Annotated in this window: 25 protein-coding genes; 12 read left to right on the plus strand and 13 right to left on the minus strand. The window is 66.3% G+C overall.

Annotated elements, in window-relative coordinates; genetic code table 11:
• From AC4PRM_RS10610 to dsbD, 6 genes are all read right to left on the minus strand, one after another.
• Nucleotides 1-523 (minus strand): DsrE family protein (locus tag AC4PRM_RS10610; protein WP_219354421.1); only part of this gene is annotated, 523 nt, incomplete at its 3' end.
• Nucleotides 524-552: 29 nt separating this feature from the next.
• Complete coding sequence (locus AC4PRM_RS10615) at nucleotides 553-1170, minus strand: class I SAM-dependent methyltransferase (protein WP_244999703.1); 618 nt, start codon at nucleotides 1168-1170, stop codon at nucleotides 553-555.
• A gap of 11 nt (nucleotides 1171-1181) precedes the next feature.
• Entirely contained in the window at nucleotides 1182-2609 is a 1428-nt protein-coding gene (locus AC4PRM_RS10620; protein WP_492039829.1) for a bifunctional metallophosphatase/5'-nucleotidase, read from the minus strand.
• An 8-nt stretch (nucleotides 2610-2617) separates the two neighbouring features.
• Nucleotides 2618-3292 (minus strand): DsbA family protein, encoded by a 675-nt coding sequence (locus tag AC4PRM_RS10625; RefSeq protein ID WP_008258895.1) that lies wholly within the window; start codon nucleotides 3290-3292, stop codon nucleotides 2618-2620.
• 22 nt (nucleotides 3293-3314) lie between these two features.
• On the minus strand, nucleotides 3315-4109 hold the full coding sequence (locus tag AC4PRM_RS10630; RefSeq protein ID WP_008260699.1) for a TlpA disulfide reductase family protein: 795 nt from the start codon (nucleotides 4107-4109) through the stop codon (nucleotides 3315-3317).
• Complete coding sequence (gene dsbD / locus AC4PRM_RS10635; RefSeq protein ID WP_244999702.1) at nucleotides 4106-5998, minus strand: protein-disulfide reductase DsbD; 1893 nt, start codon at nucleotides 5996-5998, stop codon at nucleotides 4106-4108. Before dsbD ends, AC4PRM_RS10630 begins: the two co-directional genes overlap by 4 nt.
• Nucleotides 5999-6060: 62 nt before the next feature.
• Here dsbD and AC4PRM_RS10640 point away from each other — a divergent pair, with 62 nt between their 5' ends.
• Entirely contained in the window at nucleotides 6061-6714 is a 654-nt protein-coding gene (locus AC4PRM_RS10640; RefSeq protein ID WP_008264155.1) for a response regulator, read from the plus strand.
• Nucleotides 6711-8039: an ATP-binding protein gene (locus tag AC4PRM_RS10645; RefSeq protein WP_492039830.1), complete on the plus strand. Its 1329-nt coding sequence runs from the start codon at nucleotides 6711-6713 to the stop codon at nucleotides 8037-8039. Before AC4PRM_RS10640 ends, AC4PRM_RS10645 begins: the two co-directional genes overlap by 4 nt.
• A gap of 325 nt (nucleotides 8040-8364) precedes the next feature.
• Here the strand turns inward: AC4PRM_RS10645 and AC4PRM_RS10650 are convergent, their stop codons facing one another.
• Entirely contained in the window at nucleotides 8365-10437 is a 2073-nt protein-coding gene (locus AC4PRM_RS10650; protein WP_492039831.1) for a TonB-dependent receptor domain-containing protein, read from the minus strand.
• A 165-nt stretch (nucleotides 10438-10602) separates the two neighbouring features.
• Between AC4PRM_RS10650 and AC4PRM_RS10655 the strand changes: the two genes are divergently transcribed.
• Together AC4PRM_RS10655 and AC4PRM_RS10660 are read left to right on the plus strand one after the other, a co-directional pair.
• Nucleotides 10603-11823 carry a patatin-like phospholipase family protein gene (locus AC4PRM_RS10655; protein WP_492039832.1) on the plus strand — a complete coding sequence of 407 codons (1221 nt, stop codon included), beginning with the start codon at nucleotides 10603-10605 and terminating at the stop codon, nucleotides 11821-11823.
• Nucleotides 11824-12704: 881 nt separating this feature from the next.
• A complete protein-coding gene (locus AC4PRM_RS10660) occupies nucleotides 12705-13052 on the plus strand; it encodes an arsenate reductase (protein WP_492039833.1) in 348 nt (115 codons plus the stop codon).
• On the opposite strand, the gene AC4PRM_RS10665 is transcribed toward AC4PRM_RS10660, so the two are convergent.
• From AC4PRM_RS10665 to AC4PRM_RS10675, 3 genes are all read right to left on the minus strand, one after another.
• Nucleotides 13049-15271: a glycoside hydrolase family 3 N-terminal domain-containing protein gene (locus AC4PRM_RS10665; RefSeq protein WP_492039834.1), complete on the minus strand. Its 2223-nt coding sequence runs from the start codon at nucleotides 15269-15271 to the stop codon at nucleotides 13049-13051. The two genes, AC4PRM_RS10660 and AC4PRM_RS10665, sit on opposite strands and share 4 nt — an antisense overlap.
• Nucleotides 15272-15429: 158 nt before the next feature.
• A complete protein-coding gene (locus AC4PRM_RS10670; RefSeq protein ID WP_373257211.1) occupies nucleotides 15430-15669 on the minus strand; it encodes a DUF2188 domain-containing protein in 240 nt (79 codons plus the stop codon).
• 85 nt (nucleotides 15670-15754) lie between these two features.
• The gene (locus AC4PRM_RS10675; RefSeq protein ID WP_492039835.1) at nucleotides 15755-16585 is read right to left on the minus strand and encodes an endonuclease/exonuclease/phosphatase family protein; all 831 of its coding nucleotides are present in this window, start codon (nucleotides 16583-16585) and stop codon (nucleotides 15755-15757) included.
• A gap of 155 nt (nucleotides 16586-16740) precedes the next feature.
• Here AC4PRM_RS10675 and AC4PRM_RS10680 point away from each other — a divergent pair, with 155 nt between their 5' ends.
• From AC4PRM_RS10680 to AC4PRM_RS10715, 8 genes are all read left to right on the plus strand, one after another.
• Entirely contained in the window at nucleotides 16741-17121 is a 381-nt protein-coding gene (locus AC4PRM_RS10680; RefSeq protein WP_492039836.1) for a DUF6249 domain-containing protein, read from the plus strand.
• Nucleotides 17122-17147: 26 nt separating this feature from the next.
• On the plus strand, nucleotides 17148-17735 hold the full coding sequence (locus AC4PRM_RS10685) for an RNA polymerase sigma factor (protein WP_492039837.1): 588 nt from the start codon (nucleotides 17148-17150) through the stop codon (nucleotides 17733-17735).
• Entirely contained in the window at nucleotides 17725-18147 is a 423-nt protein-coding gene (locus tag AC4PRM_RS10690) for a hypothetical protein (RefSeq protein ID WP_373257217.1), read from the plus strand. The genes AC4PRM_RS10685 and AC4PRM_RS10690 overlap by 11 nt, the downstream gene beginning before the upstream one ends.
• Nucleotides 18148-18216: 69 nt before the next feature.
• Nucleotides 18217-19053, plus strand: a complete 837-nt coding sequence (panB, locus tag AC4PRM_RS10695) for a 3-methyl-2-oxobutanoate hydroxymethyltransferase (RefSeq protein ID WP_373257219.1) — start codon at nucleotides 18217-18219, stop codon at nucleotides 19051-19053.
• Between the two features lie 78 nt (nucleotides 19054-19131).
• Nucleotides 19132-19908 (plus strand): tetratricopeptide repeat protein, encoded by a 777-nt coding sequence (locus tag AC4PRM_RS10700; protein WP_373257221.1) that lies wholly within the window; start codon nucleotides 19132-19134, stop codon nucleotides 19906-19908.
• Nucleotides 19909-19931: 23 nt separating this feature from the next.
• Nucleotides 19932-21350 (plus strand): PQQ-like beta-propeller repeat protein, encoded by a 1419-nt coding sequence (locus AC4PRM_RS10705; protein ID WP_492039838.1) that lies wholly within the window; start codon nucleotides 19932-19934, stop codon nucleotides 21348-21350.
• A gap of 42 nt (nucleotides 21351-21392) precedes the next feature.
• On the plus strand, nucleotides 21393-23012 hold the full coding sequence (gene der / locus AC4PRM_RS10710) for a ribosome biogenesis GTPase Der (RefSeq protein WP_373257225.1): 1620 nt from the start codon (nucleotides 21393-21395) through the stop codon (nucleotides 23010-23012).
• Nucleotides 23013-23070: 58 nt separating this feature from the next.
• Nucleotides 23071-23433, plus strand: a complete 363-nt coding sequence (locus AC4PRM_RS10715) for a hypothetical protein (protein ID WP_492039839.1) — start codon at nucleotides 23071-23073, stop codon at nucleotides 23431-23433.
• A gap of 28 nt (nucleotides 23434-23461) precedes the next feature.
• On the opposite strand, the gene AC4PRM_RS10720 is transcribed toward AC4PRM_RS10715, so the two are convergent.
• Genes AC4PRM_RS10720 through AC4PRM_RS10730 form a run of 3 tightly spaced genes read right to left on the minus strand, consistent with a single transcriptional unit; the run spans nucleotide 23462 to nucleotide 26331 of the window.
• Nucleotides 23462-24193, minus strand: coding sequence for an SDR family NAD(P)-dependent oxidoreductase (locus AC4PRM_RS10720; protein WP_492039840.1), 732 nt, complete (start codon nucleotides 24191-24193; stop codon nucleotides 23462-23464).
• Between the two features lie 7 nt (nucleotides 24194-24200).
• Complete coding sequence (gene purF, locus AC4PRM_RS10725) at nucleotides 24201-25706, minus strand: amidophosphoribosyltransferase (RefSeq protein WP_487922001.1); 1506 nt, start codon at nucleotides 25704-25706, stop codon at nucleotides 24201-24203.
• Nucleotides 25707-25737: 31 nt separating this feature from the next.
• On the minus strand, nucleotides 25738-26331 hold the full coding sequence (locus AC4PRM_RS10730; protein ID WP_492039841.1) for a CvpA family protein: 594 nt from the start codon (nucleotides 26329-26331) through the stop codon (nucleotides 25738-25740).
• Nucleotides 26332-26337: the final 6 nt, after the last annotated feature.

A 26337-nucleotide genomic window follows, 5' to 3' on the forward strand; every position in this document is an offset into this window, starting at 1 on the left:
AGTTCACAACCAGGGCATATCCGGCCTGTTGAAGGTGGATGACCGTCATCAGGGCGGCGAGATCAACGCTCACGCCCGGTTCGAGGTCGGCTTGCGCGATGCCGTTCCCGGCCATGGCCTGGCCGCACAGCCGAACCTGGACGCCGGCGGCGATGAGGCTGCGGATCAGGGCGCTGTTGGGGTTGGCGTCGCCCTTGCCGCGCGCGGCCCAGGCGGCGTCGGAGAGGACCGCAGGGGTGGCGGCGCCGTGTAGCACAACGACGATCTGACGATGGTCGGCGTCCACGCCGCCCGCCGCCAGCATATTCGCCAGCCGCGCAACGCGATCCAGTCCCTTCAGCGGCCTGTCGTCCGGACCGCCCTGGGACACGTCGAAGATGACCCGATAGACGCGCGACGGATCCGGCTGTTCGCCGGCCTCGGGCAGGGGCTTGAAGCCGCCGAAGCCTGAAACAGCTTGAGCGAAGCTCGGGGAGGCCGCCAGGGAGGCGGCCAGGGACAGGGCGAGGAGGAGGGTTTTCATGGCCGGTTCCGGTGTGCGGGCGCTGGGGGTCAGGGACGGCGGGCGACGAGATCGATCAGGGCGGACCGGCCGCTGTGGCCGGCGCCTTCGGAGACGTCGCTGTCGTGGCTTTTCAGATGCAGGATGTCGAAGTCGGCGAAGGCGTCGCGGAGCAGCGCCTCGGTGTAGAGGTTCTCGACCTGGCCCGGACCGCCCGTTCCATAGGCGATCTGTTCCGGCCGATAGCCCTGCAGCAGGAACAGGCCGCCAGGCTTCACGGCCGCCTTCATACGCTCGAAAAGTCGGTCGCGCAGGGGAGGCGGGGCGAACTGAATGAAGACGGCGACCACGACGTCGAACGCATCCTGCGGCCAGGCCCAGGTCTCGAGGTCCGCCACCTGGGCGTCCAGTGTGACCCTGCGTCGCTCGGCCAGGGCGAGGGCCTTCTCGATCGCGCGCGGGGCGATGTCCGTGGTCGTGACGGTCAGGCCCTGTTCGGCGAGCCAAACGCCGTTTCGTCCCTCGCCGTCGGCGACCGCCAGAGCGGTCATGCCGGGCTGGAGCCGCGCGATCTGAGCGGCCAGGAAGGCGTTGGGCGTCTTGCCGAACAGATAGTCCTGGCGGTCATAGCGGCTATTCCAGAAGTCGCGGGCGGCGACGGAGTCCATAAGGTGTTCCTTCATATGATGAGGACGCTGGCGGGCAGATCGGTCTCGCCGGGCGTATGGTCGGCGAACCAGGATTCAAGCGCGCCCACAGTGTCGATGTCGAGCGTCCGGCGGTCCCGCCCGTAATGTTCGGGCACGCCCTGGGCGGTGACGAAGGCCACCGGATAGTCCGCCTCCGGCTCGAAAGGTCGGTCCCCGACCAGCAGGCGATCAAGGCGCTGCCCCTTGGGATTCTCCAGCTTCACAAAGGCCGTGAGGCCCCGGCAGCGTTTGATGTAGCCGCCCATCTGCTCATACGGGTCGGCGGCGAAGGTGCGCTCAAGATTCTCTTCCAGCATCGCCTTCAACTCGGCTCCGGTCAGCGTCGTGCGCGAGATGGGCGGGTTCATCGGCGCGATATTGTAGAGGTCGCCCAGAGTGACCGGACCCGGCGCGACGGGCGCGCCATACCGCCAGCCGTTCGAGAAGGCGATGTCCACGCCCGCTGCCTGCGCCGCCGCCGCCAGCAGGACGTCGTCCATCGGCGCGCTCGCCATGGCGTAGCGGTGAAGGGGAATGGCCGTGCGGCCGACGACGCGCGCCAGACGCTCCCGCTCGGGCGCCAGGGCCGTCTCCACCAAGCCGGCGACTTGATCGTCTTGGGGGCCAGCGTCCACGGCTATGAGCCGATGGCGGCGCAGGGACACGCGGCCCTCTGCAATCTCGAGGTCCAGCCGGCCGATATAGGCGCCGTGGCAGCCGGACTGGATGATCAGGGTGTCGCCGACGCGGGCCGGCTCGTGCAGGCGGTTATGGGTATGGCCGCTCAGGATCACGTCGATGCCCGGTGTTTCCGCGGCCAACTTCAGATCCTGCGGAAAGCCGAGGTGCGACAGCAGGACGACCAGATCGACCTTCTCCTCGCGGAGCTGGTGCAGTTGCTCGCGGGCTTCGGCCACACCCATTTCAAACCGCACGCCTTCGGAGAAGGCGGGGGGCATGGTCTTGTCGACGATGGGGCAGGCCAGGCCCATCACGCCGATCCTCAGACCGCCGCGCTCGAACACCCATCGCCCGTCGAACACCGGCGCGCCGTCATCCTTGCGAAAGACATTGGCGGCCAGGACGGGATACTCCAGTCGCGCGGCCAACGCCTTGAACCCCGCGGGGCCATAGGCGAACTCCCAGTGCGCCGTCATGGCGTCGATCTTCAGGGCGTTCATGATCGGGACCAAGGCCTCGCCCCGGCTGGCGACGGCGACCCGCGTGCCATGGAAGGTGTCGCCGTTGTCCAGGGTCAGGCATGGACCTTCGGCGCGCGCCTCTTCGAAGAGGCGCGCGATGCGGGCGACCCCGCCCAGCCGTTCGAACCGCCAGCCGCCTTCGGTGCGCACCAGTTCGGGATGCGGCTCGAGATAGCCGTGCAGGTCGTTCAGCTGGAGCAGGGTCAAGGTGGTCATGGCCGGTCTCAGCGCAGCGGTTGTCCGGAGCGGATACGACCGATCACCGCTTCGAGTTGCGCCTGGGGCATGCCGCCGGGGATCAGATTGCCGTTGATGATAAAGGCGGGCGTGCCCTGCAGGGCCAGGGCCGCCGCTTCTCGGCCGTTTCGGTCGAGCACCGCGTCGATGTCTGCGCGGTGATCGGCCAGGTCCTGATTCAGGCGCGCCATGTCCACGCCGGCCGACTGGACCAGACGCGTGATGTCCGCCTGGTCGCCGATGCGCGACGGCGACAGCATGAAGGCGTTATGGACGGCCTCGTACTTGCCTTGGTAACTGGCGGCGAGGGCGGTCCGGGCGGCGGTCTCCGAGACGTCGCCGAAGATCGGCCAGTCCTTGTACAGGACGCGCACCTTGGGGTCCGCCTTCAGCAGGCCGTCGATCTCCGGCTGCATCTTCTTGCAGTAGGGGCAGTTGTAATCGACGAAGCCGATGATGGTCACATCGGCGTTTTCGGCGCCGATGAAGGGCGCTGCCGGGTCGCGCAGCAGATCGTTGAAGCCGACCTGGGCGATGGGCGGCATGTCTTGTCCGGAGGCGGCGGAAGGGCTGGCGGGCGCCGCGCCGTTGTCGGCGTCGGCGGGGCCGCAGGCGGCGAGCGCCAGGACGGCGGCGAGGGCAGGGGCGAAGGTGCGGTTCATGGAAGCTCCGTGAGGCGAGGGGTCAGTGCAGACGCGCGATTTCGGTCGCGATCTGTTCGGGGGCGATTTCCCCCATGTGGGCCTTGGCCAGACGGCCGTCGGCGTGGAGGAACAGGGTCACCGGAATGCCGGCCGTGCCGTAGTGGCGGGGCACCGCCATGGCCTCGTCGAACAGCACATGGTCGAGGGCCAGCCCCTGGCTCTGCAGAAAGGCCCGAACGCCGGCTTCGCCCTCGCCCTGGTTGACGAAGAGGAAGCGCACATTCGGATGGGCTTTTTCGGCCTGGGCCAAAGCCGGCATCTCGCGCCGGCAGGGCGGGCACCAGGTGGCCCAGAGATTGATCACCGTGGGCCGGTCGCCCGGAGCGGAGAGGTTGATGGGCGGGGCGTCCATCGCGGCCAGCGTCAGGGCGGGCGGCGCCATGGGCTGCGTCGCCGAGGCCAACTGATGGGCGGTAGTCCAAACCAGGGCGCTGGCCAGCACAGGCGCAATGGCCCAGGCGCGTTCGCGCGTCGTGCGCAGCAGCAGGATCGTGGCCAGGATCATGACCGGCGCGACCCAGATCCAGCTGAACCCGCCCTGCCAGATCGCGAGCGCTCGCCACGGGTCGGCCCCGAAATACTCCCAGTGCGTCGCCACGTGACCGAGGCGGGCGGTGGCCAGACCGCCGAAGACCAGAACCGTGCTCCACAGATTGAAGCGCGGGCTGACCCGGCTGGCCAGCAGTCCGGCGCCGATCATGAAGACGAACACGCCGGCGATGATGGCGAACCGCTCTCCCGACAGGACGAGCGGGCCCAGGGTGATGGCGTTCATGCGGCGGCTCCGGCGCTCTGCAGGGCGGATGCGACGTCTTGGGCCGACATCTCTCCGATCAGTCGGCTGCCCGGCGCTTCGGTCGCCGAGGGCGAAAGGAAGATCATCGTCGGCGGTCCGACCACCCCGTGCCGCTCAAGAAGCGCGCGCGCCTCGGGCGTGCTGCGCGTGACGTCGACCTTGATGAGGTCGGTGTTCGAAAGGCTGGCGATGACGGCGGGGTCCTCGAACACCGTCCGCTCGATCACCTTGCAGCTGACGCACCAGTCAGCGGTGAAATAGACCAGGGCGGGACGTTTGCGCGCGCCGGCATCGGCGACGGCGCGGTCCAGCGCCGTCTGATCCAGCACGACCGCCGCGGTTTCGACCGGCGCGGCGGCTGCGGCTCCGGCGGGACGCGCTAGGGGCTCAAGCGGACGCCAAGGGTCGTCCGCCCCGAGACTGAGGCCGACGAGCAGCAACAGGCCCCAGGTCGCGGCCGCCAGGCCGGCGACGCGGGCGACGCCGTTTCTCAGGTTCGGGCTCAGCGGCTGGAACAGGCCGAGGGCCGCCGCCAGACCGAGCGCCAGCGCCGCGCCGAGAGCCAGCGTCGCGTTCGGCGGCAGGATGCGGCTGGCCAGCCACCAGGCCATGCCCAGGAAGATGAAGCCGAACAGCATCTTCACCCGGTCCATCCACGGCCCGGCCTTGGGCAGGAAGCGCGCGCCGACCGTGCCGAACACGATCAAGGGCACCCCCTTGCCCAGGCCCAGGAAGAACAGGGCCGCCGCGCCCAGCCCAACGTCGCCGGTCTGGGCGATGTAGAGCAGGGCGCCCGCCAGGGGCGCGGTGACGCAAGGCCCCACGATAAGGGCGGAGACGAAGCCCAGACCTGCGGCTGAGGGCAGGGACCGCCGGCCATCGCCGCCGTCGCGGGAGAGGCGGCTGGTCCAGGTCGAGGGCAGTTGCAACTCGAAGCCGCCGAACATGGAGGCGGCGAGGATGACGAAGACGACAGCCAGAGCGCCCACGGCCCAAACCGACTGGAGCGCCATCTGCAGGTTCTGTCCGGACCAGGCGGCCGCGACGCCCAGGAGGGCGAAGGCGATGGAAAGGCCGAGCACATAGGCGACCGAGAGCATCAGGCCTCGGCGCGTACCGCGCCCGTCCACGCCGCGTCCGATGACGCCGGCCAGGATCGGATACATGGGAAAGACGCAGGGCGTGAAGGCCAGCAGCACGCCAAAGCCGAAGAAGGAGAGCAGGACCCAGGTCGCCCCGCCCTGCAGCGCCAGGCGATCGACGAAGCCCGGGTTGGCGTCCAGAGTGACCGCCGGCGATGACGCGACCGGCGAAGGCGCCGCCGCTCCCTCGTCGTTCTCGGGCGCGGGTGCAGCGCCCGGCGCCTGGATCGCCAGCATGGCCGCGGCCTGTGCGGTCTGCGCATCGGCCTCCCGCGCGGCCACGTCGGACTGCGGCCGGGTCGGCACGTCGATGGTGCGCGTCATCGGCGGGTAGCAGATCGAGTCTTCGAGGCAGCCCTGATAGGTGATGTTGACCGACGTCGGCTCGCCGGCCTGCGTCAACGTCTGCGCCGACAGGATCGCGCGACCCGCGTCATGCCAGACGTCGACGACGCCGAAGCCCGGATCGTCCTTGGTTTCGCCGGCGGCCAGTTCCAGCGGCAGAGACTCCTTCCCGCCCGGCGTGCTGGCGACGGTGTGGTCACGATAGAGATAATGGCCAGGCGCAATGTCCCAGGCGAAGGCCAGGTCGCCGTCAGCCTCACGCGTCACCGTCAGGGCGAAGGCCTTGTCAGGCGAAAGCGGAGCCTGACCCAAGGCCGAACCCGGTAGGGCGAAGGACAGAAGAGCGAGAGCGGCGGGCAGCAGTCGGCGGAAAAACCTCATGGCCATCTCGTGGGCAAGCGAGCTTAAGTCAGGCTTAAGCCGGAGCTTGCACGTCACAACGCATGAGATTGCTCGCCATAGAAGACGATCCCGTTCTCGCTGACGGCCTCCAGGTCGGGCTCAGCGCCTGTGGCTGGACGGTCGAGGTCGTCGGGCGGGTCGAGGACGCCCTCGCGGCGCTGGAAAGCTCGGCGTTCGATGCGGTCGTGCTGGACCTGGGTCTTCCTGACGGCGACGGCCTTTCGGTGCTGCGTTTCGTTCGAGAGCGCGACATGGATGTCGGCGTGGTGGTCTTGTCGGCGCGCGATGACAGTCGGGACCGCATAGTGGGTCTGGACGCCGGCGCGGACGATTATGTCGGCAAACCGTTCGATCTCGACGAGCTGGCCGCGCGATTGCGCGCGGTGCGGCGTCGCCTGCTCGGACGTTCGACCCCCGCCTTGCGCCACGGCGGGGTGACCATCGATCCCAAGTCGCGTCTGGCTTGGCGTGAAGAGGGGGACCTGCCCCTTTCGAGACGTGAGTTCGCTATCCTGGAGGCCCTGATGGAACGGCCCGCACAGGTCCTCTCGCGCAGTCAGCTGGAAGAACGCCTGTACGGCTGGCAGGAGGAGATCGGCTCCAACGCCGTGGAAGTGCACATCCACTATCTGCGGGCCAAGTTGGGAGCCGGCTTCATCCGCACCGTCCGCGGCGTGGGATACACCCTGCAATGAGCTCGATCCGCTTGCGTCTGTTCGTCACTCTCGCGCTCGTGACCGCCCTGGTCTGGGGCGGCGCGGTCGTCTGGGTTGAAATCCAGACCCGGGCCGAAGTGCAGCGGGTGCTGGACCGGCGCCTGATGGAGTCGGCCCGCATGGTTTCGTCCCTGATGCAGGCCGGCAGCGTGCGCCCGGCGATCCAGGCTCCGGACACCGGGGCCGCGGATGTCTATGACCGTCAGCTCTCCTGCCAGATCTGGTCGCTGGAAGGCGATCTGATTGGTCGGTCCCAAAGCGCGCCTGCGGAGCGATTGTCGGAAGGGGGCGACGGATTTTCAGAACGCACGATCCGGGGCGAGCGCTGGCGCGTCTATACGGTGCATGATCGAGACGCCGGATTCCGGGTCATGGTCGGGGACAATCTGGCCGTTCGCGAACACCTGGTCGGCAATGTCGTCACCGCCTTGATCGGTCCGGCGGTCCTCGGCCTGCTGGCGCTGGGCGTGCTGATCTGGTGGTCGGTTGGGCGGGGGCTGGCCCCTATTCGACAAATGACCCGCAGCCTTGCGGTACGGGATGCGGAAGATCTGACGGCGTTGGACGTATCGCCGGACGCCCGCGAACTCCGTCCCTTCGCCCTGGCGCTGAACGACCTGATGTCACGCCTTGGCGCAGCGCGGCGTCGCGAGGCCGAGTTCACGGCCGCCGCCGCGCACGAGTTGCGTACCCCTCTGGCAGGCCTGCGCGTCCAGGCGCAGATTGCGGCGTCGTCTTCGGATCCTGCCGTTCGAAGCCGCGCGCTGGAGCAGATCCAGACTTCCGTCGATCGCACCGCCCGCCTCGTCACGGGGCTTCTCGCCCTGGCGCGCGAGGACGAGATGCCGGTTAGCGACGAGGATCGCCGCTGGGTGACGCTCCGATCGCTGTTTGCAGGAGCGGAAGGCGATGGTCGGGTCTCGTTCGTCGACAGTGACGCCCTGCTCAACGTGGATCCAGATCGCTTCGGGGCAGCGGCCGCCAATCTGCTCGCCAACGCACAGGCGCACGCGGCATCCTCAATCCTGATCAGTTACGACCCGACTTCCAGACGCTTGATCGTCGAGGACGACGGACCGGGCGTGGCCTTCTCGGATCTGCATCGTTTGGGACGGCGCTTTTTCCGCGCGTCTAATGCCCCTACCGGAGGGAGCGGTCTGGGCCTCTCTATCGTCCTCGCCACTGTGAAGGCCCATGGGGGACAGGTGCAGTTCTTGCGCTCACCAGGAGGCGGTCTTCGTGTTGAGGTGACAACTCCGGAGCAGGCGTCGGAGTCTTTGAACAACTCGACCAAGCGAGACTGACGGTATCAACCGGCTTCAGTGGCGTCTGTTGTCGGTTTGATGATACGGTATAGTCCATTGCCTATTCGCTTGTCATAGCGGTGCTGGTTGGTCTTGAAGCAGAGTTGCCTGCCGATAGATGGCGACATCACTAGAATTTTATTACGTCGAATTTCATCAATGAATTCAAAAGCGCTGTCCAAGTGACGGTAGCTCGCACGGTATGGTGCGCGGATGAGAGAAAAGGCGCTGATAAATCAGCGCCTTCTGGTCTGTTGAAGGATCGAGTGGGAATAGGCCAACAGCAAAACGCCCCTGACAGTCGTTGTCAGGGGCGTTTCTGTTTCTAGAAGCGGTAGTTGACGCCGACGCGCAGGTTGCGGCCCGGCCGCGGAGAGATGTCCTTCTGGAAGCTGGCGTGCTCGCGCGCCTCCTCGTCGGTCAGATTGTGCGCCTCGGCGAAGACCGTGACATTGCGGTCCGCGAACGGACGAATGGCACCGCGCAGATTGACCAGGGTATAGCTGTCGGTGGGCAGTTCGAATTCGGTGACCCGGTCCTGCTCTGCGACCTTGCGCACCTCCAGTCCGACGTCGAACAGGCGAGAGGCGTATTCCAGCCCCGCCGTCGCCGACCAGGGCGGAATCCGTGCGGCAGGCCCCAGATCCGTATCTGCCCGTACCCAGTCGGCTGCGCCGGTCAGGGCCAGGCTGCGGTCTCCGGACTGCCACAGGTCATAGCGCCCCTCGATTTCGAAGCCGACGAATTCGGCGTCCGTCTGAACATACTCGAAGATCGGCAGTTCGGATTCGATGTCCTCTTCGCCAGTAGGCCGAAGGTCGATGAAGCCGTCGTATTTGGCGTAGTAGGCGTGCAGGTCGAACTCGAACGGACCGGAGCCGAAATGCGCCGTTCCTTCGATAGAGGTGGCGACCTCGCTGTCCAGATCGATGTCGCCGATCTCGAAGGTTTCCGTGGCCACGTGGGCCCCCTCGGCGAACAGTTCGACCTCGCTGGGTGCCCGCTCGTTACGGGCGACGCTCAGCCCCAGGAAGACGCCTTCAGCAGGCCGACCGAAAATCCCTGCAGAGGCGGACACGTTGGTAAAGTCGCGGTCCGCCGACACGCTTTCCAGCGAGCGGTTGTCGAGACGCAGCCCGCCTTCGAAGCCCACGCGGCCGCGATCAAGGCGCTGGACGGTGTAGATGCCCTGCTCGCTGATCTGGGTGCGCGGCACATAGGCTTCGTCGCCGATGGCGTCGAAGGTCCGGTCCAGCACCTGGGCACCGATGACGCCCTGCCAGCCATCGCGCTCGCGCTGGATCAGCTCGAACCGGCCCTCGTATCCGTCGGACAGGAACCGGGTGCCGACCTCGTCGCCCTCGAACTCGGTGTGCGTGTAGTCGGCATAGCCCGCCGACAGCCGCGCCTCGCTGAACGGGCCAGAGGCGAAGTTCAGGCCGCCACGGATGTCATATCGCGTCTGCTCCAGCCCGATCGAGACCGACTCTTCGCCGTGCTCCTCTTCGCCTTCATGGTCCTCATCTTCCTCGCCCTCCTCATGCTCGTGCGCATGGCCATGGCCCGGCACGCCGTAGGTGGTCTCGACGCGCTTGATCGAGGCTCCCAGATAGCCGCGCGAGCCGATCCAGCTGACGCCGGCACCGTACTGGTCAAGCTGGACGAAGGTGTTCTCGACCGTGCGTTCGTCGCCGGCGTCTTCGCCCTCTTCCTCCAGGAGGCGTCGGGATTCCGGGAATACCGGCACGTCGTAGTCCGAGGCGTCGCGGGTAAAGCCGTCGATCGTCAGGACCAGGGGGCCGGCGTTCGCCTTCAGCCGGCCTCCGAAGCTGGTGCCGTCATCCACCGAGGAATACTGGGCCGAGACATGCCCGTCGACGCCGCCGGCCGCGCGTTCCGTCGGGATGCGGTCGTCGATGATATTGACCACCCCGCCGATGGCCGAGCCGCCGTAGGTGAGGGTGGAGGGGCCGCGCACGATCTCGATGCGGCGCGCCTCGGCCGGATCGACCGCCACCTGGTGATCGGGCGAAACTGAACTGGCGTCGATCAGGCCCAGGCCATTGGTCAGCACCTGGACGCGCGGACCGGCCAGGCCGCGGATCACCGGTCGGCTGGCCCCCGGCGCAAAGGCGGTGCTGCGTACGCCGGGCAGTCCGTCGACCAGGTCACCGAGCGTGGCGACGGGGGCGACTGCCAAGTCTTCCTCGTCCAGGACCTCGAGCGCCAGCAGGCTGGCCCGGTCGGTCACACCGAAGGGCACGCCGGTGACAATGACCTCTTCCAGCACGGTCGGTTCGGTCTGTGCCGGTACCGACTGGGCTGAGGCCGCACCGCCAAGCGCGGCCCAGCCCGTGGCGGCCAGCAGGAGGGTGCGGGTGGAGGGGCGGTGACGCATGGCAAACTCTCTCGGGAAAGAAGCGATGTGTTATGAAATAACATACCGACCCGTCAAGGCCGCGATCATGACGATCCCGTAATCCGCGAGCCCGCCACAGGGTGTGTGATCCACACCAGTTGCGCTAGAGAGCGTGAGCTTGGTCTTCAGCCTTGGGAGCGGTCTATGTTGAGGATGCTGTCACGTGGCCTGGGGTTGGGTGCGGTCCTGCTGGCCTTGACCGCTTGCGGAACGATCGAGCGGCCGGATCCGGTGCCGTTGCGCATTCTTGAGGGTCAGTTGGCCCCCACCGTCGATCCGCGCATCCGGGCCGGGGACGAGGACAAGCTGCGCGCCTTGGCCGAGGAGTTCGCGGCCGGTCTGGGCCGAGGTGAAGCCCAGCGAAACATTCTGGCCCTGTCAGGCGGCGGCGCGAACGGCGCTTACGGGGCCGGCGTTCTGGTCGGCTGGAGCCAGGCGGGCACCCGCCCGCGCTTCGACATCGTCACGGGCATCAGCACCGGGGCCCTGGCCGCGCCTTTTGCCTATCTGGGCTCCGACTGGGACGACGAGCTTCAGGCCGCCTATGCCAGTGGTCAGGCCGACGGCATTCTGGGCCCCCGTGGCCTGGCCGCCTTCGTGGCCCCCAGCCTGTTCAGCCCCGGCAAGCTGAAGCAGCTGGTCGATGACAATGTGACGCCCGAGCTGTTGCAGGCCATAGCCGTCGAACATGCCCGGGGCCGCCGCCTGCTGGTCGTCACCACCAATCTGGATGGCGAGGAATCGGTCATCTGGGACATGGGGGTTCTGGCGACCCAGGGCGACGAACAGGCCCTGACCCTGTTCCGCCAGGTGCTGGTGGCCTCCGCCAGCATTCCGGGCGTCTTTCCGCCGGTCATGATCGCGGGCCTGACGGACGGGCGTCTGGTGGAGGAGATGCACGTCGATGGCGGTGTCAACATGCCCTTCCTGGCCGTGCCCGAGGCGATGCTGGGCTGGAACGACCCGGTCCCCGGCGTGGCGGCCTCTCCGGACCGGGCGGCCATCTATGTGCTGGTCAACGGCCAGGTCAGCCGGGACTACCGCGTTGTGCGCGGCCGCCTGCCGGCCATTCTGGCGCGGGCCTATGACAGCATGAGCAAGGCCGCCCTGCGCACCCATCTGGTCGCCAATGCCACCTTTGCCCAGCGCAACGGCGTGGCCTTCCGCGTCGCCGCCATCCCCGGCGACCGCACGGTCTCCAGCCTGGATTTCAGCCAGGAGTCGATGCAGTCCCTGTTCGAACTGGGCCGCTCCAGCGCCGCCGCTCGTCAGGCCTGGAGCGTGATGAACGCTGGTGCGACGGTGGCCGCGATTGCGCAGGATCCGGTGGGGGAGGCGGGAGAAGCTTCAGATGAGGCGGAGTAGGTGGGCCCAAAGCAGCCCTGGCAGACGTCAGCTAAAGTGGGAAGCGGACACATCGGCCGACCAACGTGTGTTTAGCCTGAAGTTCGCCATGCTTCTTGTGGCTGCAATCTGTGACCGGGTCGATGGCAATGTGTCCACGGAACTCGGAAATCTTCCGTCGAACTAATGAGCTGGGCGAGATGCCTCTGCAAAGCGTGCGCTGCCTGCGGTCGAGATCAATCGAAGTTCGCCGTTCGCTAGTTCCAAATCTCCTCCTACCTTCATGATGACAACAATTCGATTGTAGCGAGCGGGATCCTCTTCAGGGCAGTGCATAATGGAGGCGAACTCCGGACCGGCGCTCCCTCCAAAGCTGGTCCAACGCCGGCCAACGCCCGTTGGATTCCCAGGCGGCGTCAGCGGCAGTCCGTCGTCAGAGCAGTCGACATACAAGCGGTACTGCCTAGGGGTGTTAGTCCCTTGCGCCCCAATGACCGATACTGAGACCTTGGATTGTTCGAACGCGACTTCGCGACCGTCCAGTTCCGACAAAACGCCATAGAAAATCTCTGCGTCCGGCGGTTCTTGAAGCTCGGCGATTTGGCTCGGTATAATCAAAAGAGCGACGCCTCCAATCACTGTCGCAACTATCGTCAAAACTACCGCTCTGCCGCTCGTCGTCATGCTTCAACCCTATCCCATCCAAGTAGAAGCTACACACCTCCCGCGCCTTTGAAAAAGAGCGAGGAAGCCGCTCATGTGCTGGGGCAGTCAATCCGCTTACCGCCGCAAAGCAAAATGTCGATTACCGGTGTAGGAACGGGCTTTCATAGCGTCCGAGAAAGATTCGGAAGCAGACATCGGACTTGTGGCGACAACCCTCCGTTGGCTAATCCATCCACATGACCCTGACACTCTACGGCATCCCCAACTGCGACACCGTCAAGAAGGCCCGCATCTGGCTGGACCAGAACGGCACCGCCTTCACCTTCCATGACTACAAGAAGTCGGGCATCGATCGGCCTCGGCTGGAGGCCTGGGTGGCCGAGCATGGGTGGGAGACGGTGCTGAACCGGGCCGGGACGACGTTCCGGGCCTTGCCGGAGGCGGACAAGACGGGGCTGGATGCGGACAAGGCCATCGCCCTGATGCTGGCCCAGCCGTCTATGATAAAACGCCCGGTGCTGGACCTGGGCGACCGGACAGTCGTGGGCTTCAAGCCGGAGCTTTATGCGGCGGCGCTCGCCTAGCGAACCAGGGTGAACTGCGCTGCCTGACCGGACTGGGCGCTGGCGCTCAGCCAGACGTCGAACAGCCCGGGTTCGGCGATCATCGTGTGATCCGGGCCCATGAACTGCACATCGGCGAACGTCAGGGGCATCGTCACCTCGACCGACTTGCCGGCGGGCACCGTCACGCGTCGGAACGCCTTCAGCAACCGTACCGGCTGGGTCAGGGAGGCGACGCGGTCGCGGATATAGAGCTGAACCACCTCGGTAACGTCGCGGTCGCCGCCGTTGGTCAGGGTGACGCTGGCCTCGACCTGGCCGTTCCAGGCCATGGTCTGTGACGACAGCCGCGTCTCGGACCAGTCGATGGGGGCATAGGTCAGACCGTGGCCGAACGGGTAGAGAGCGGCGTGCGGCACCTCGCGGAACTTGGAGGTAAACTCCTGATCCGTCGGCTGGGACGGGCGCCCCGTCGCCTTGTGCGCATAGTAGAAGGGCGACTGGCCCGACCGGAACGGGAAGCTGACCGGCAGGCGGCCCGTCGGCTCGTGATCGCCGAACAGCACGTCGGCGATGGCGTGGCCGGTCTCCGATCCCAGGAACCAGGTCACCAGAATGCTGTTCGCCCCGGCGACCGCACCCGACAGCTCCATGCCGCGACCGTTGCGCAGCAGGACCACAACCGGCTTGCCCGTCGCCGCCACGGCCTCGGCCAGGGCCAATTGAGGGGCTGGAATGTCGATGCTGACTCGCGACTTGGACTCGGCCGACATCACCGACGATTCGCCGATGGCCAGCAGGACGACGTCCGCCTCATTGGCAGCGGCCACCGCCGCCTCGATGCCGCCGGGCAGGGGGGCCTCGACGTCAGATCCCTTCACGACGGTCAGGGCATTCGGGTCGCGCAGCGCCTGGCGCAGGCCCTGTTCCAGCGACACCGCCAGATCGGTGTCCTTGAAGATCGACCAGGGGCCGAACACATCGGCGGCATCCGCCCCGAACGGGCCGATCAGGGCGATGCGCTGGCCCGACTTGGGCAGGGGCAGCAGTCCACCCTCGTTCTTCAACATCACGATGGACTTGCGCCCGGCCTCGCGGGCCAGGTCCAGATGATCACGGCTGCCGACCACGCGCCGCTCCACCGCTACGTCCGAGCCGCGATAGGGGTCGTCGAACAGACCGAGCGCCGCCTTGGTCATCAGGACCCGCCGCACGGCCTGGTCGACGCGCGCCATCGGCACCTCGCCAGAGGCCACCAGATCGGGGATGTGGCGCAGATACAGGCCGCTCTTCATCGACATGTCGACCCCGGCCATCAGGGCAATCCGCGCCGCGTCACGACCGTCGGCGGCAAAGCCGTGGGCGACCAGCTCGGCCTCGGACGTGTAGTCGGACACCACGAAGCCCGCGAAACCCCACTCGCCATGCAGGATGTCGGTCAGCAGCCATTTGTTGCCGCTGGTCGGTACGCCGTTCAGGTCGTTGAAGGCGCTCATGACCGACAGGGCCCCGGCGTCCAGCGCGGCCTTGAACGGCGGCAGATAGACCGAGCGCAGCATGACCTCGCTCATGTCGGTGGAGTTGTAATCCATCCCCGCTTCCGCTGCGCCATAGGCGGCGAAATGCTTGGGACAGGCCAGCAGGCTGGACCAGTGGGTCAGGTCGTCGCCCTGGAACCCCTTGGTGCGGGCCGCCGCGAACAGATTGTTCAGAAGCACGTCTTCGCCGGCGCCCTCGACCACCCGGCCCCAGCGCTGGTCGCGGGCCACGTCGACCATGGGGGCATAGGTCTGGTGCACGCCCGACGCGCCGCCCTCGACGGCGGCGGCGCGAGCGGTCCGCTCGGCCAGGTCCAGGTCCCAGCTGGCGCTTTCGCCCAGTGGCACGGGGAAGGTGGTGCGCAGGCCATGCACGATGTCGGCCGCGAACAGCAGGGGGATGCCCAGGCGGCTCTCGCGCACCGCCATGTCCTGGACCAGACGGGTCGTCGCGGCCCCCACGCCGTTGAACAGGGCCCCGATGCGTCCGGCCTTGATGTCCGCCGCCGTCTGCGCCTGATCGCTGTCCAGCCGGTCGCCGGGGTTGACCCCCTCGGGTCGCCAGCGGAACGGGTCGTTCATGAGGTTCAGCTGACCCGCCTTCTCCTCAATCGTCATGCGCGCCATCAGGGCGTCGATGCGATCCTTCGCCTCGGCCTGTTTCGCCAGCGTCATGCGCGGTGCCATCATCAGTCCAGCCATCACGGCTCCACCGGCCAACAGGGATCTCCGCGTCGATGCGGATTGAGACAATGGACGCATAATGTAACCGGTTTCACAATGACAGTGCACACGACTAGCGACAGGACAGGCATACGCCTACCCCCTGAAGGGATGGGGTCGATCACAAGCGGTTGCGATCAACCCTCGACATCGGTGACGGGGCGGTCGTGGCCATCGGCGCGTTCGGTGACCCATTCGCCCGAGGCATTCTCGAACTCGATCACGGCTGTCTGATCCGGAACGCGCTGTTCGCGGGCCACGGCGACGGCGGCGGCGCGGGCGGCGTCATGGCTGGGATAGGTCTCTGAAAAGGTGCCGTTGGACGAATAGGCCCAGCCGCCGTCGTGCTCGACGATGCGATAGGTGACGTGGCTCATGGGAAGCTCCGGTTCAGAAGGGCGGCAGTGGCAGTGGCAGTCTGGATACAGGACCAAGCGCTGTGGATACAGCCCCGGCGCGAAGTCAGCGCAGGCTTATCACGGCGGCGACACCAAAATGATCCGACGGATACTCACCATTCGTCGGTTGATCGCCGATCCTTGTGGCCTGACTGATTGTGAAATGCTCGCGCTCGGCGAAGATGTGGTCGATCTGGCGATTGAGGTGGTTCTTTGCCGGATTGAGCGTAGTCACAACCGCGCCGTGGGGCAGGGCGGTCAGAAGGCGCGGCCCGGTCAACGTCGCCAGTTCCGGATCGGTTTGCTGGGCATTGAAATCCCCCGTCACGATCAGGGGTGTACCATCCTGGGGTAGCCAGGCCATCAGATCGGAAATCTGGCGCGTCCGCACGGCACCGGCGTCCGGTTGCGCGGCCAGATGGGTGTTCACGATGTCGACGGGGCGGCCGCCCAGCGTGACCCGCGCGCGGATCGCGGTGCGATAGTCGTCCAAAGGCTCCAGCTTCTTCCAGTCGTGCTGCAGAACCGGCAGGCGCGACAGGATGGCATTGCCGTAGCGGCGTGGTGCGCCCTCGGCATCGGTGGAAACGAAATGCATCTCATAACCGCCAAGTGCATCGGCAATCGTCTGTGCCTGATTCGGCAGGCCGACGGCGGCGTCCTCCAGGACTTCCTGCAGCGCGATAACGTCGGCGTCCTGTGCTCGCATATCTGCGATCAGCAGCGCCAGCCGTGCCGGCCAGTCTCCCTGATTGTGCCAGATATTGAAGGTGACGAGCTTCAGCTTGCGCTCTGGATGAGTTGCCCCGCGTGCAGGCAGCGAGGCGGGCAGGGGTGCGCAGGCCATAAGGGGTGTCGCGGCAAGGCCGGTCAGCAGAAGGCGGCGATCAATCATAGCGGTCTCCTTTGCGGCTGACCTTGTCCCCGCGTGCAGGGCGCGGGTCAAAAAGAATTTGCGATCGGCTGCATCCGTTTGATCGCCTGCCTGCCTCTTGTTGACAGAAGGACGCGGCGCCACGCTGCCTCCGTCATTGAAAGAGAGACTATCCCATGGGCGTCGAAATCCTGATCCCTCTGTCGGGCATCTTCATGATCATCGCCATCGTCGTCGGCCCGGCCTGGCTGAAGAGCCGCGAGAGGCGCGAAATGCAGAATACCCTCCGGGCTGCCGTCGAACGCGGCCAACCCCTGCCGTCCGAACTGATCGACGCCCTGACGAAGGAGCAGGTTCGCAAGCTGCCGTCGGCGTCTCGCGACCTGCGGACGGGCGTCATTCTTCTGGCACTGTCGGCCGGTGTCGCGGCCGCCTTCCTGGCGCTGGGCTACGGCGTCGACAATGACGTGAAGTTCGTGGCCGGTTTCGCCGCTATCCCGGGTGCCATCGGCCTAGCCTTCATCATCCTGAGCTTCTTCAACAAGAACAAGGACTGAGCCCAGGCTTTCGGGGGAATGCCATCATGATGCAGGTGCGCGACAAGCCCCTGATTGACCGGCACGATGTCGAGCTCGCCGCACTCGCGGCTGCGGGCGGACGGCGAGAGTTCGGCGAATTGGTCCGCCGCCATGGCACTCCTGTGCGTGCGCTGCTGCGGCGGATGGGGGCCCAACCCGCCCTGGCCGACGATATCGCCCAGGACGCCTTCATCCAGGCGTTCCAGCGATGCGGAGAGTTCAGGGGTGACGGCACCTTCGCGGCCTGGATCAAGCGGATCGCGGCCCGCCTTTACATCAAGCGTTGCGTCAAGGAGGCCCGCTATGTCGATGAAGTCACAGACGATGAGGCCATCCATCAGCCCCATCCCGGCGACATCATGGATCTGGACGAAGCCCTGAAAACCCTCAGCGAGCCGGAGCGGCTGTGCGTCTCCCTGTGTCACGGCGCAGGCATGGCCCATCCCGAGATCGCGTCCGCCCTGAATTTGCCACTCGGCACGGTGAAGTCTCATGTCAAACGTGGTCTGGATAAACTCCGCGCGCGGCTCCAGCCGGAACCCGCTCAAAACCAATCCGCTCAAACCCTGGGGAGAGCACAGAATGTCGGCTGACGAGTTCGATCCCTTCGTCGAGCGGCTGTTCTCGCGCACCCCGCCCATGGCTGACGCGGCCCTGTTCACCGCCGGCGTCGAGGCGCGGTTGCAGAAGGGCTCGCGCTTCCGGAGCCTGGCCATCGTCCTGGCGGGCGTGGTCGGTGGTGTGGTGGCCGTTCGGGAAACCGTAAACGTAAATGTGAACCTGGGTGAAGCCAGCGAAGGTGTCGTCGCCGGTCAGGCGCTGGGGCAGGGGATGCAATCCGCATCCATAGGCATTCAGACCGCGGTCGATTCGGCGCTGTCCGGTCTGGGCCTGAACCAGCTGGAACTGGGATCGGTTGGCGGGATGCAGATCTTCTGGCTGGCGGCCGCGAGCGTCATCGCCGTGGCGACGATCAGCGTCGTGCGTCTGTCGCAGGAAGTCTGAGCAGCCTCATTCGCTCGACCTTGCGGGACGCACGGCCTATCTAGGCCGCGAATAGCCAAGGGATAGCCCATGTCCAGTCAGGTCCAGACCCCGATCAAGCGGATTACCGTGCCCGAAATCAGGGCCAGAAAAGGTGGCGAGCCGATCGTTGTCCTGACCGCCTATGACGCGCCGACGGCTGCCCTGATGGATGCGCATTGTGACGTCCTGCTGGTCGGCGACAGCGTGGGGATGGCGGTTCACGGCCTGACCTCCACCGTCGGCGTCACCCTGGAGATGATGATTCTGCACGGCCAAGCCGTCATGCGCGGCGCGAAGCGGGCGCTGGTCGTGATCGACATGCCCTTCGGCAGTTATGAGGCGGGTGTCGAGACAGCCTATGCCAATGCCGTACGCGTCATGAAGGAAACCGGCGCCCAGGCGATCAAGGTTGAAAGTGGCCCCGCGGCCCCCGCCACCATCGACTATCTGGTCAAGCGTGGGATTCCCGTCATGGGGCACGTCGGTCTGCTGCCCCAGTCGATCAATATCGACGGCACCTTCAAGGCCAAGGGGCGCGAGGAGGGCGAACGCGCTCGCATCCTGCAGTCAGCGCGGGATACAGCTGACGCCGGGGCCTTCGCCGTCGTCATCGAAGGCGTGGCGGAAGGACTGGCGCGCGAGATTACCGAGGCGATCGACAAGCCGACGATCGGTATCGGGGCCTCGGCCGCGTGCGACGGCCAGGTCCTGGTGTCGTCCGACATGCTGGGCCTGTTCGACTGGACCCCGAAATTCGTGCGCAAATACGCCGATCTGCGCGGGGTAATCGATCAGGCGGTAGCAACCTATGCCGATGATGTCCGTGCCCGCCGTTTTCCTGCCGAAGTCGAGACCTACTTCTCCAAAAAGCCGGTTTCCACCTGAACGGCCGCGTTGCGGTGGTTGATGCGACACACTAGGGTCGCGCCGGATTGAATTTCAGCGGCTTGGGGCAGTTATTTCGTGGTTGATGTCTTCGAACAGGTCGAGGAGGAGCTTCGCTCCGACCGATACAAGCGGCTGGCCCGCACCTGGCTGCCGGTTGTCGGCGGCGTGCTGCTGATCGCCCTTGTCGCTGCGCTGAGCTGGTGGGGCTGGGACAGCTGGCAGACGTCGAAGGCCGACAAGGCCTCGGTCGCCTATGACCGGGGGCTGGAATCGATGGCCGCCAACAACCCGATCGGGGCCGACGCCGCGTTCGTTCAGGCCGTCAAGGAAGGCAATGGAGCCTACAAGGCCCTGGCCCTGCAACAGCGCGCGCAGATCGCGCTGGATGCCAACCGGATACCCGATGCCATCGCGCTTCTGGACGAGGCCGCCGATGCCACGCGCGATCCCATCCTGTCCGACTTCGCCGCTCTGAAGGCGGCGTGGCTTATCATGGACACCAATGCCTCGCTGGCCGACATCGAAGGTCGGCTGGAGCCGCTGACCGGCGACAAGCGCCCGTATCGCTTCGACGCCCGTGAGGCCTTGGCTATGGCCCGTTTGCAGAATGGCCAGACCGCCGAGGCTCGTCAGGCTCTGGTCCTGCTGAAGAACGATCTCGACACGCCCCAGGCCGTGGGGCAGCGCGCAGGCGTGACCGTTGAAGCCATCGATGCGGGTGTCGCCGCCAACATCAAGGGCATAACCGACCGGATGGCGACCCTGCCGCAGCCTGCTGCCGCCCCGGCTGCTGGCGAGCAACCACAAGGCCCGGCGGCCCCCGCTCCTCAAGCACCTCCGGCCAGCCAGTGATCTCTGTTTCCAGGACCTTGCCCATGAATCGCGTGCTTAAAGTCGCCCTGCTGTGCGGTCTCGCCGTCACCGTCGCCTCGTGCGGCACCGTGCGCCGGGCGCTGCCGTTCGGGCTGGGCGGTTCGGAGCAGCCCGAGGCCGTCGCCAGCGAGGGTGCGCGCATCTCGATCCTGGAGTTCGAACAGCAACTGGCTCCGTCGGCCGCCCTGTCCGGTCGTGACTTCTTCCTGCCGGGGCCCCAGGCCGCAACGGCCTGGACCCAGCCGGGGGGCACGGCCGAGAATCTGGTCGAACATGCCATTGCGGCACCTGATTTCACGGTCGCCTGGCGTCGCAGCATCGGCGTCGGCTCCAGCCGCAACCGCCAGGTCATGGCCCCGGTCATCGCTGACGGGAATCGTATCTTCGTCCTGGATGGGGAATCTTCGGTGGCCGCCGTCGATGCGGGCACGGGCCAGATCGCCTGGAAGACCGATATCAAGCCGCCGGAGGACACGCGCCGCAGTGGCTGGTTCGGGATGGGCGGGCGCTCGGACGGCGGTGGCTTCGGCGGTGGTGTCGCCGCCGGCGCAGGCCGCGTCTTTGTCGCCTCGGGCTATCGCACCGTCACGGCACTGGATCAGGCCACGGGTGCCGTGATCTGGACCACGCCGGTCGATGTGCCGATCCACGGTGCCCCGACATTTTCAGGCGGTCGCGTCTTCGTCGTCGATGTGGAAAATCAGCTTCTGACCTTCGACGCGGCCACGGGCCAGCAATCCTGGACCTTCCGTGGTATCCCCGAACCCGCCCGTCTCATGCGCGCCTCCAGCCCGGCCGTCACCGGCGACACCGTCGTGGCCCCCTTCTCGTCCGGCGAACTGACCGCGTTTCGCGCCTCGACCGGCCAGGCCGTCTGGCAGCACGTCCTGTCGCGCACCAGCCGGACCAGCGCCCTGTCCGAAATCCGCGACATCGCCGGTCGCCCGGTCATCAGCCGCGGCACCGTCTATGCCATCAGCCATTCGGGCGTCCTCTCTGCCTTGGACATCCGCTCAGGCGAGCCGAAATGGGCCGAGCTGCCCATCGGCGGCGTCAACGCACCCCTGCCGGTCGGCGATGTCGTCTATGTCGTGTCCAAGGAAGGCGAACTGACCGTCGTCAACCGCGAGACCGGTCAGGTTTACTGGACCCGTGACCTGAACGAAGGTCGCGTGCGTCAGGAGGGGGGCTTCCTGGGCTTCTGGGATCGCACCGTGCGTCCGGTCTGGTCGGGTCCGCTGCTGGCCTCCAATCGTCTGGTCCTGACCAACTCCGATGGTGAGCTGGTCGCCTTCGATCCCAAGACGGGCATCCAGACTGCCAGCCTGAAACTGGGTGGACCTGCCTATCTGGCCCCAGCCGCCTACAACGGTGCCCTCTATGTCCTTACGGACAAGGGCGACCTGGTCAGCATTCGCTGATCGCCGCTCACGTCTGAGCCCAAACTGCGTTAGAAGGCCGACATGGCTCTCAAAGTCGCCATCGTCGGCCGCCCGAACGTGGGTAAGTCGACACTGTTCAACCGCCTCGTCGGCAAGCGCCTCGCGCTGGTCGACGATCGCCCCGGTGTGACTCGTGACCGGCGCTATGCCGACGGCAACATCGGGGACATGGACCTGACCCTGATCGATACAGCGGGCTATGAGGATGTCAGCGACGACAGCCTCGAGTCTCGCATGCGTGAGCAGACCGAGCTCGCACTGGAAGACGGCGACCTGATCCTGTTCATGATGGACGCCCGCGAAGGCGTGACCTCGCTGGACCGCATCTTCGCCGACCGTCTGCGCAAGGTGCACAAGCCGGTCATCCTGTTGGCCAACAAGTCCGAGAGTCGTGAGAGCGGCGGCGGCATCGGCGAGGCCTACGGCCTTGGCTTTGGCGAACCTGTGGCCATCAGCGCCGAGCACGGCGAGGGCATGGCTGATCTTTACCAGGCCGTCGTCACGGCCAGTGCCGACATCTTCATCGAAGAGATCGACGAACCGGACAAGCCGATCCGCATCGCTATCGTCGGCCGCCCCAATGCGGGCAAGTCCACCCTGATCAACCATCTGATCGGCGAGGACCGCATGCTGACCGGTCCCGAAGCCGGAATCACGCGCGACAGCATCTCCGTAGACTGGGAATACGAAGGGCAGAATATCCGCCTGGTGGACACCGCGGGGATGCGCCGCAAGGCCCGGGTTCAGGAGAAGCTGGAGAAGCTGTCGGTCGCCGACACCATCCGCGCCATCACCTTCGCCGAGGTGGTCGTCCTGGTCATGGACAAGGACAACGCCTTCGACACCCAGGACCTGCAACTGGCCGATCTGGTCGAGCGCGAGGGCCGGGCCCTGGTCTATGTCGCCTCCAAATGGGACCTGGAAGAGAACCCGCAGTCCAAGCTGGCCGAGCTGTCGCGCCTGGCCGAGGACAAGCTGCCCCAGTTGAAGGGTTCGCCCTTCATCGCCCTTTCGGCCCATAACGGCCGCGGCGTCGAGCGGCTGATGCCCGCCATCCTTCAGGCGCATGCGACCTGGTCGGTCAAGGTCAAGACCAAGGATCTGAACACCTGGCTGTCGATGGCCACCCAGCGGCATCCGCCCCCCGCCGTGGACGGCAAGCGCATCAAGCCCAAATACATGGCCCAGACCAAGGCCCGCCCGCCGACCTTCGTGCTGATGGCCAGCCGCGCCGAGGCCATGCCGGAGCAGTACAAGCGCTATCTGGTCAACAATCTGCGCGAAAGCTTCGACCTGCCCGGCACGCCGATCCGGCTGATTGTCAAGTCCGGCAGCGACAACCCCTATGCGCCGGGCGGGGCCAAGTCCGGTCCTGAACGCTACAAGGGTGACGCCAAGACGGCCCCGCGCCGGGTCATCAAAAAGGCCGAACGCGAGGCCGCCCTGTCCAACCTGCCCGGCAAGGCGCTGGAGCAGAAGAAGTCCGGAGCCAAGCCCAAGCCCCTGTCCGGCCTGAAGGCCAGCGCGTCCAAGAAGGCCGGATCCTCCATCGCCGTTCAAAAAGGCGCGAGGGGCGGGGCCCGTCAGGTATCGCGCTCAGGCCGCATCCGCACAGGTCAAAAGCACGCGCCGAAGAAGTAACTCCCGGTTGACTGGTGCCTCTGGATTGGCACATTAGGCCGGGTTGGGGGATTCAGAAATGAAAGTGGTTTTGGCTCTGGCGACCGGCGTGCTGCTCGCGGGCTCGGCGATGGCGCAGGAAGTCGCCTCGGTTGTTACAGCCTGTCCCGTTCCCGAACTTCCGACGGTCGAACGCCCAACCAAGCCAGAGCGGCCGGCGCTGCCATCTTGCGTCAACGAGGCCCGCGGCACCCATAACTGCAACAACCGCGTCCTAAACGCTTACGAGACCGCCAATCGTGAATATCAAGCCTCCTTCACCGCCTATGTAGCGCAGGTAAACAGCTATATTCAGAAGTTGCAGGCCTATTCTCGGGAGGCTGTGGCCTATGCCGAGTGCGAACGGGATATCGTTTTGCCTTCAACACTGATCAACGGTTGAGTAGGTCCTAGATAAGCGTCTCCGTCTCCTAGCTGGCGCTCCAGTCCCTGAACTTCACCTCCAGCGCCGGTTCGCGATCTCCCCGCGCCAGTTCGACCATCAGCGGGCCGATGGCGGAGGGATGAATGACCGTCTCCGGTTCCTCGCCCGGATAGGCTTGGGCGCGGAGCTGGGTGCGCATGCGGCCGGGATCGACGATGCTGGCGCGGATGTTCGTGCTTTCGATCTCGTCGGCCCAGCATTTCATCAGGGCCTCGGCCCCCGCCTTGGTCGCGGCATAGGCCCCCCAGAAGGCCTTGGGGGCGGAGGCGACGCTGCTGGTCAGATAGATGGCGCGTCCGGCGTCCGAAGCCCGCAACAGCGGCTCCAGCGAGCGGATCAGGCGATAGACGGCGGTGAAGTTGGTCTTCTCGATCTTGGCAAAACCGCGCACGTCGGCGTGAGCGACCGGGGTCAGGCCTTCGGCCCCCATAATCGCCGCCGACTGCACCCAGATGTCCAGCTTGCCGAACCGCTCGAACAGCGCCCCGCCCAGGCGGTCGATCGCGCCGCCGTCGACCAAGTCGAACGGGATCAGCGTCGCGTGCTTGCCGGTGGCGGCGAAGATGGCGTCGTCCAGCTCTTCCAGCCCGCCCTCGGTCCGTGCCGTCGCCACGACGTGGGCTCCGGCCTTGGCCAGGGCCAGGGCGGTCTCATAGCCGATGCCGCGCGAGGCCCCGACGACGAGGGCGATACGGTCTTGGAGAGGCAGGTCGGTCATTTAGGGATCAGGCACTCACCAGCAGGGACAGTTGACGCTGGGGCTCCTCGCGGCCACCTTCCTCGATCTCGCGATCCAGCAGGCGGGTGGGGTATTCGCCGGTGAAATAGTGGTCGGTGAACTGCGGCGTCTTGGGATCGCGCGGCCCGGCCTCCATGGCGGCATACAGGCCGTCGACGGACAGGAAGCCCAGCGAGTCGACCTCCAGATGCCGGCGCATTTCTTCCAGCGTCATGTTGGCCGCGATCAGCTGGTCCCGCTCGGGCATGTCGATGCCGTAGAAGTCGGGATACAGGATCGGCGGGCTGGCCGAACGCAGGTGAACCTCCGTCGCCCCTGCGGCCCGCACGGCCCGCACCAGCTTGACCGAGGTGGTGCCGCGCACGATCGAATCGTCGATCAGCACCACGCGCTTGCCCTCCAACACCGAGCGGTTGGGGCTGTGCTTCATGCGCACGCCCTTCTGGCGCGTGGCCTGGCTGGGCTGGATAAAGGTGCGGCCCAGATAGTGGCTGCGTATGATCCCCATCTCATAGGGAATGCCGCTTTCCTGGGCATAGCCCAGGGCCGCCGGCACGCCGGAATCGGGCACGGGCACCACGACGTCGGCCTCAACCCCATGCTCGCGGGCCAGGCCCTGTCCCATGCGCTTGCGCACGCCATAGACAGAGCGGCCGTTCACCACGCTGTCGGGGCGCGAGAAATAGACGTATTCGAACAGGCAGGGCCGCGCCGCACGGGTCGGGAAGGGCTTGAGCGAGCGCAGGCCCTTTTCGTCGATGATCACGACCTCGCCATGCTCGACGTCGCGCACGAAGGTGGCACCGATAGTGTCCAGCGCACAGGTCTCGGACGCCAGCACCCAGGCCTCGCCGATCTTGCCCAGCACCAGCGGGCGGATGCCCAGCGGGTCGCGCGCGCCGATCATCTTGAAGCGTGTCTGGCAGACGAGGGCATAGCCCCCCTCGATCCGGCCGATGGCATCGATGAACCGTTCGACGATCTTGGCCTTACGGCTGCGGGCGATCAGGTGAAGGATGACCTCGCTGTCCGAGGTCGACTGGAAGATCGAGCCTTCGCCGACCAGTTGCTTCCGCAGATAGTGGAAGTTGGTCAGGTTGCCGTTGTGGGCCACGGCGATGCCGCCGGAATCCAGATCGGCGAACATGGGCTGGATGTTGCGCAGGAAACTGCCGCCCGCCGTCGAATAGCGCGTGTGGCCCACGGCGGCACGACCGGGCATGCGGGTGGCCAGATCCGCTCCGCCGAAGGCTTCGCCCACCAGCCCCATGTGACGTTCGGTGTGGAAGCGGCTGTCGTGGACGCTGGCGATGCCGCAGGCTTCCTGACCGCGATGCTGGAGTGCATGCAGACCCAGGGCCACGATGGCGGAGGCGGCGTCTTCGTCAGCACCCCAGACGCCGCAGACCCCGCACTCCAGGCGCAGGGTGTCGTCATCGGCGTCGCGCCAATGTTCGCGGTGGATGACCGGATCGGCGATCAGGTGGCGCATCGTGGGACTCCGATGACCTGCTGAAACTATATCAGGGGGCTGTGGCCGGGGAGTTAGGCGGGCTTTGCGTCGGGGGCAAGGCTTCATCGTCTGAAAACCCTCTGCTGACAGACGAAGAGACCAGCGGCGTGAGCGCGTCGGCCCCCTGGCCGATGCCGGGCAGGACGATCTGGATGACCCGCGCGGCCCCCGCTGACAGCGGCTGTACGGACGCCTCGGTCAGCCAGCGCGGCGTCCGCTCGCCTGGCATGGCGGCGACCACGACCAGATGGATGGCACCCAGCAGGACCAGCGCCCGCACCGCCCCGATGAACACGCCCAGGAACCGGTCGATCCCGCCCAGCTGAGGGTGATCCTTCGCCCCCTTGGACAGGGCAGACCCTCCCAAGCGGATCAGGAAATAGATCAGCACGAAGGACACGATCACAGCCACGATCGATCCCAGCCAGTCCGGGTCGATCAGGCCGCGACCGATCGGCGCGGTCACCGGCAGGGCCAGCATGGCGACAAAGGCCGCCAGCACGAAGCTGAACAGGGTGATGACCTCGCGCAGCGCTCCGCGCACCCACCCCGCGCCGGCGGAGATCAGGATGACGATGAGGGCGAAGATGTCGAAACCGGTCACCCGCCC

The organism is Brevundimonas sp. DW-iso22, from assembly GCF_058725425.1.